This is a genomic window from Nucisporomicrobium flavum (genome assembly GCF_016464385.1).
Classification (GTDB): Bacteria; Actinomycetota; Actinomycetes; order Mycobacteriales; family Micromonosporaceae; genus Actinoplanes; species Actinoplanes flavus_A.
On the sequence record NZ_JADMLH010000004.1, the window covers coordinates 386,858 to 393,098 of the forward strand.

Sequence of the window (6,241 nt, forward strand, 5' to 3'; positions counted from 1 at the left end):
CTTGACGACGCCCGGCTGCGAACTGAGGGTGCCTCGGAGAATGCATGCCACGGACAGACTGCGCCCGGGCAACCTGGCCAGGTTACCCGATGCCTCCGCCCGACAGCCAATCGCCCCGGAGGCCGCGGATGGGCCCGGCGAATGTCGGAGGTGGTTAGTACGCTTTTCGCGTGCTGGAGACCCTGGACGCCGCCGCGGTGCGCCGCTGGTGCGGCGCTGGGCTCGCGGCCCTGCGCGCGCACCAGCACGAGATCGACGAGCTGAACGTCTACCCGGTGCCCGACGGCGACACGGGCACGAACCTCGTCCTCACGCTGACCTCGGCGCACGAGGCGGTGGAGGCGTATCTGTCGCGCGCCGACCCGGACCCGGACCTGGGCGGGCGGCGTCTGGCCGACCCGGACCTGGGCGGGCCGTCGCCCGTCGCCGTGGACTCACTGCCGCCGGCGGGCCCTCAGACCCCCAATGACTCGCTGAATCGCACGGAGGACGCCGCCGCCCCGGTGACCCCCGCGGACGGCGGCACGCCGGACAAAGCCGGCACGTCCGACAGCGCCGGCACGTCCGACAGCGCCGGTGGCACCCTGCTGGGGCGCGTGATGCGCAGGATGGCCCGGGGTGCGCTCCTCGGCGCCCGGGGCAACTCCGGCGTGATCGTCTCCCAGATCCTCCGCGGCATGGCCGACACCTTCGCCACCACGGCTTCCGCCCGTGGCGCCGACCTGGCCCGGGCGTTGCGTACGGCGAGCGAAGCGGCGTACGCAGCCGTGGCCCGTCCCGTCGAAGGCACCGTGCTGTCCGTGGTGGCCGCCGCGGCGGAGGGGGCGGGCCGGATCAAGTCCGACGACCTCGTCACCGTGGCCCGGGCCGCCGCGCTCTCGGCGGCCGAGGCGCTGGCCCGCACCCCGCAGCAGCTTCCGGTCCTGGCCCGCGCCGGGGTCGTCGACGCCGGTGGCCGCGGCCTGGTCGTCCTCCTCGACGCGCTGGTCGAGGCGCTGAGCAATCCCGACGCGGCAGTCCCGGAAGCCCTCGAGGAACCCGAACGCGATGCCCCCGAGTCCACCGGCTACGGGTACGAGGTGCAGTACCTGCTGGACGCCACCCCGGCCGACACGGACGTGCTCCGCGCCACCCTCGACGGCCTGGGCGACTCGCTCGTCGTGGTCGGTACGGGTGAGGGCTCCCCGCCGACCTGGAACGTCCACGTGCACGTCGACGTCGACCGCATCGGCGCGGCGATCGAGGCCGGGTTGGAGGCGGGACGGCCGTACCGGATCTCCGTGACGCGGCTGGAGGACCACCTCCACGACCACGCTGCCACGCCGGAACCTGCGGTCACGCCGCCCGAGCCGGCCGCCGATCCCACCCCGGAGGAGCACCGCCGCGGCGCCGTCGTCGTCGCGGTCGGCGACGGTCTGACGTCGCTCTTCGCCGACGAGGGCGCGGTCGTCGTGGGCCGGAACCCGTCCACCGCCGAGATGCTGTCGGCGATCGCCGCGACCCGGGCCCGGCAGGTGGTCCTGCTGCCCAACGATGCGAACACCCACGCCGTCGCCACGTCGGCTGCGTGTGAGGCGGCGGACCGGGGCGTACGCGTCAGCGTGGTGCCCACCCGCTCCCCGGTGCAGGCGCTGGCCGCGCTGGCCGTGCGGGATCCGGGCCGCCGGTTCGACGACGATGTGATCGCCATGGCGGAGGCCGCCGGCGCGTGCCGCTACGGCGAGGTGACCACGGCAGCCCGGGAGGCGCTCACCGTCGCGGGCCGCTGCCGCCCGGGTGACCTGCTCGGCCTGGTGGACGGCGAGGTCCACGTCATCGTCACCCCGGACGGGTCCCCGGCCGCGGCAGGGGGCGATCTGGCCGAGGTCTCCCGCCGGCTGCTCGATCGCATGCTGGGCGGCGGCGGTGAGCTTGTCTCGCTGGTGCTCGGCGCCGACGCGCCGCCTGCCCTCGAGGATCTCCTGCGGGCACACCTCGCGCGCGTATGGCCGTTCGTCGAGGTGCAGTGTTACGCGGGTGGCCAGCCTCGATACCACCTGCTGGTTGGAGTGGAATGACCGACACGACCACCGCGACGACGACCGCCACCCCGCTGCGGAAGGTGCTGGGGGAGCGGACCGCGAAGGCGCTCGCCACCCATCTCGACCTGCACACCGCCGGGGATCTGATCTACCACTTCCCGCGGCGTTACGACGAGCGCGGCGAGCACACCGATCTGCGGGCCCTCGAGGTGGGTGAGCAGGTCACCCTGCTCGCCCAGGTGAAGAGCACGACCGTACGCCCGATGCGCCAGCGCCGCGGCACCATGCTGGAGATCACTGTCGGTGACGGCTCCGGGGCGACGCTGACCTGCACGTTCTTCAACCAGGCGTGGCGGGAGCGGGAGCTGCGTACGGGCCGGTGGGGTCTGTTCGCCGGCAAGGTCACCGACTTCCGGGGCAAGCGCCAGCTCAACGGGCCCGCGTACCAGTTGCTGCGCGCCGACGCCACGCAGGACGAGGCGGCCGAGGAGATCGAGGAGTTCGCCGGCGCGCTGATCCCGGTGTATCCCGCGGCCGCCGCCGTGCCGACGTGGACGATCGCGAAGTGCGTGCGTACGGTCCTCGACACCTTCCAGCCGCCGGACGATCCGTTGCCCGGCACCGTGCGCGCCAACCGCAACCTCGTGGGCATCGGTACGGCCCTGCGCGAGATCCACCGGCCGAGCTCCAAGGAGGATCTGTACCGCGCGAAGCACCGGTTGAAGTGGGACGAGGCTTTCGCCGTACAGCTGACGCTCGTGCAGCGTAAGGCCCGCGCGGCCGCCGCTCCCGGACGGCCGCGACCCCGCCGGGAGGACGGGATTCTGGCCGCGTTCGACGCGGCCCTGCCCTACGAGCTGACCGAGGGGCAGGCGCGGGTCGGCGAGGAGATCGCCGCGGATCTGGCGCGGCCGCATCCGATGCACCGGTTGCTGCAGGGCGAGGTCGGCTCCGGCAAGACCCTGGTCGCGGTGCGCGCGATGCTGCAGGTGGTCGACGCGGGCGGTCAGGCCGCGCTGCTCGCCCCGACCGAGGTGCTCGCGACGCAGCACCATCGCAGCATCGGCGCCCAGCTGGGTGCGCTGGGCCGGGCCGGGGAGCTCGACGGCGATCCGGAGGGTACGCAGCTGACGCTCGTCACCGGGTCGCTGGGCGCGGCGGCGCGGCGGGCGGCGCTCGCGAAGGTCGCGGACGGCAGCGCCGGCATCGTGGTGGGCACGCACGCCCTGCTGTACGAGGGCGTCGACTTCCACGATCTCGGCCTGGTGGTCGTGGACGAGCAGCACCGGTTCGGGGTGGAGCAGCGCGACGCGTTGCGCGCCAAGGCCGCCCAGCCGCCGCACGTGCTCGTCATGACGGCGACGCCGATCCCGCGGACGGTGGCGATGACCGTGTACGGCGACCTCGAGACGTCCGTGCTCTCCCAGCTCCCACGCGGCCGTTCCCCGATCGCGTCGCACGTGGTCCCGCCGGAGCGCCCGGCGTTCCTCGACCGCGCGTGGAAACGGGTGAGGGAGGAGGTCAAGGCCGGGCATCAGGCGTACGTGGTGTGCCCGCGGATCGGTGACGCGGCGGGAGCCGAGGACGACGGCGAGCCACCCAGCGACAACGAGTCCACCCGCCGCCCGCCGCTCGCGGTGTTGGACGTGGCCCCGATCCTCGACGAGGGCCCGTTGCGAGGGCTGCGGATCGGGATCCTGCACGGGCGCCTGCCGGCCGACGAGAAGGACGCGGTGATGCGCAGCTTCGCGGCCGGCGATCTGGACGTGCTGGTGGCGACCACGGTCATCGAGGTCGGCGTGGACGTGCCCAACTCCACCGTGATGATCATCATGGACGCGGACCGGTTCGGCGTCTCGCAGCTGCACCAGCTGCGCGGGCGGGTGGGCCGGGGCTCGGCGCCGGGCATCTGCCTGCTGGTCACCGAGGCGATGGAGGGCACACCGGCCCGCGACCGCCTCGACGCGGTGGCGTCCACGACGGACGGTTTCAAGCTGGCCGAGCTCGACCTGGAGCAGCGCCGGGAGGGCGACGTGCTGGGTGCGTCGCAGTCCGGCAAGCACAGCCACCTGCGGCTGCTCTCGCTGCTGCGGGACGCGAAGCTCATCACCGACGCCCGCGCCGAGGCGGCCGAGCTGGTCCGGGACGACCCGGCGCTGGAACGGCACCCGGCGCTGGCGGCCTCGGTGGCGGCGCTGGTGGACGAGGAACGAGCGGAATACCTGGAGAAGGGATGATCCTGCACTTCTGCCCGCGCGCCGAGTGGGACGCGGCCCTGGCGAGCGGCGTCTACCGCGCGGATTCCCTGGAGACCCAGGGCTTCATCCACTGCTCCACCCCGGAGCAGGTGCACATCCCGGCGACTTTCCTGGCCCGCGGCCGCACCGATCTGGTGCTGCTGGTGCTGGAGGAGGCGCTTCTGCCCGTACCCGTGGTCTGGGAGGACGGCGACCCACCGGATCCGGGCGGGATGCAGTTCCCGCACCTGTACGCGCCGATCCCGGTCGAGGCCGTCTCCGGGGTCCATCCCTGGACCCCGGAGCCCGACGGCTCGTTCTCCCCGCCGAGGTTCCTTACGGGGTGAAGGTGACCCGGCGTCGCCGGGCGAGGAGGAACAGCACCCCACCGGCGATCAGCAGGGCCAGCGCGCCGCCCGCGATCGCCCCTGCGGCCGCGCCGGTGACGGGAAGACCGCCGCCGTCACCGCCGGTCGGGGGCGTGCCGGGCGTGGGGGACGTCGTCGGTGTGCCGGGTGTCCCGCCGGAGCCGCCCCCGTTGTCGCAGTCCGTGTCGCCGAGCGCAGCCGTGATCGGCTCGATGCCCAGGCCGGGGAAGGCGATCGTCACGACGCGGTCCGGGCCCGCCGGGAAGGTGACCGCCTCCGAGGTTCCCGGCGCGACTGTCACCTGCTTCGACTCCGTGCCGTAGGTGACCGTCGCCGCGGCCGGGACGGCACCCTGCGGGTTGGTGACGGTGACGGTGACCGTCTCGCAGTCGTTGGCCACGGACACCGCCGGCGGCTCGCAGTCCTCTGGCCGCTTCCAGTCGTACGTGACATCGGCCATGCCGTCGGCGCTGACCGTGATGGTGCCCGAGCCCGCGGGGACGGTGACGGTTTCGGCCTTGCCCGGCTTCACGGTGACGGTCCGGGTGAAGTCGCCGGCGGTGACGGTGAAGTCGACGGCGTAGCGGCTGATCTCGCCGGTGTTGCTGAGGTTGAGCTGCACGGTGCCGTCGCACTGCGACAGGGGCTCGACGGCCGGGGTCTGGCAGCCCTTGCCGCCGCCGTTGTACCAGCCCTGCGGGCCCTTCGAGCGGCCGCCGGGGCCGCCGTTGCTGCCGAGCTTCTTGTCGCCGTAGCGGGGGCCGCCCTCGGTGATCTCACCGATGATGTCGTCCTCGCCACCGAAGAACAGGTCGACCTGGGCGTTGCAGTCCGGCAGGTCCGCGGCGAGCGCCACCGAGCGGTTGTCGTTGCTCAGGGTCGCGGTCTCGTGGTCGTGGGCGTACTGGGGCAGCGAGAACTCGGGCTTCGGCGCGAAGTACGTGACCAGCGTGACCGGCTCGTCGTGGCAGAGCTTCACGCCCTCGTCGAGCGTCACGGTCGCCGTGGCCCGGCCGTCGCCGACCGCGAAGTCGTGGTGGAAGGTCGCACCGGCGGGTTCGACGCAGGGGGTCTCGGCCGGCTTGCAGTCGCCCAGGGTCACGGTCGCGGTGTTGTCGGTGTCCTTGGCGTCGTCCCAGATGCCGACGAAGGAGACCGTGGCGGACGGCGTACCCCCGGGAAGGGTCTGGTGCAGCACCACCTTGCCGATCGTGCCGCTGGGGGCGCGGCGCGGGATCAGGTAGCCGTTCGCCAGCTCGGGCACCGGGGCGGGATCGGTGCGCAGCTTGTCGATCCGGGCGAACGTCTCACCGCTGTTGGTCAGCGTCCAGGAGACGAGCCACTCGCCCTTGTCCGGGTTGCAGGTCGCGGCGCCGGCGACCGTCGTCTGCGGACCCGCCGCGGCCGCCGGGCCGGCCACCGCGGCCGCGCCGGTCAGGGTGAGCAGGGCGCCCGCGGCCACCGCCGCGATGCGGTGGAGCAAGGACTTCGACACTGTTCCGCCTTGGACGCCGGAGGGAAGGGCGGGGCGGGCCCGGGGGGGGGGGGGGGCGGCGGGGGGGGGGGGGGGGGGGGCGGCGGGGGGGGGGGGGGGCGGGGGGCGGGCGGGGTTTAA

At 73.7% G+C, this 6,241-nt stretch carries 3 protein-coding genes and 2 pseudogenes; 4 read left to right on the forward strand and 1 reads right to left on the reverse strand.

Features of this window, described 5'->3' with window-relative positions; translation table 11 throughout:
- Nucleotides 1-170: 170 nt before the first annotated feature.
- The 4 genes and pseudogenes from IT780_RS43445 to IT780_RS13455 form a co-directional block, all read left to right on the forward strand.
- Nucleotides 171-336, forward strand: a pseudogene (locus tag IT780_RS43445) (DAK2 domain-containing protein); the annotation flags it as partial.
- A gap of 164 nt (nucleotides 337-500) precedes the next feature.
- Nucleotides 501-2,057: pseudogene (locus IT780_RS13445) on the forward strand (DAK2 domain-containing protein); the annotation flags it as partial.
- Nucleotides 2,054-4,258 carry an ATP-dependent DNA helicase RecG gene (recG, locus tag IT780_RS13450; RefSeq protein ID WP_199511819.1) on the forward strand — a complete coding sequence of 735 codons (2,205 nt, stop codon included), beginning with the start codon at nucleotides 2,054-2,056 and terminating at the stop codon, nucleotides 4,256-4,258. The pseudogene IT780_RS13445 and the gene recG, both read left to right, overlap by 4 nt.
- On the forward strand, nucleotides 4,255-4,605 hold the full coding sequence (locus IT780_RS13455; RefSeq protein ID WP_199511820.1) for a DUF952 domain-containing protein: 351 nt from the start codon (nucleotides 4,255-4,257) through the stop codon (nucleotides 4,603-4,605). Before recG ends, IT780_RS13455 begins: the two co-directional genes overlap by 4 nt.
- On the opposite strand, the gene IT780_RS13460 is transcribed toward IT780_RS13455, so the two are convergent.
- A complete protein-coding gene (locus IT780_RS13460; RefSeq protein WP_199511821.1) occupies nucleotides 4,595-6,121 on the reverse strand; it encodes a cell wall anchor protein in 1,527 nt (508 codons plus the stop codon). The genes IT780_RS13455 and IT780_RS13460 overlap by 11 nt on opposite strands.
- Nucleotides 6,122-6,241 lie beyond the last annotated feature (120 nt).

Excerpts from the sequence above, each read along its gene's own strand:
- recG (WP_199511819.1), top strand. The coding sequence starts at position 2,054 with ATGACCGACACGACCACCGCGACGACGACCGCCACCCCGCTGCGGAAG.
- IT780_RS13455 (WP_199511820.1), top strand. The coding sequence starts at position 4,255 with ATGATCCTGCACTTCTGCCCGCGCGCCGAGTGGGACGCGGCCCTGGCG.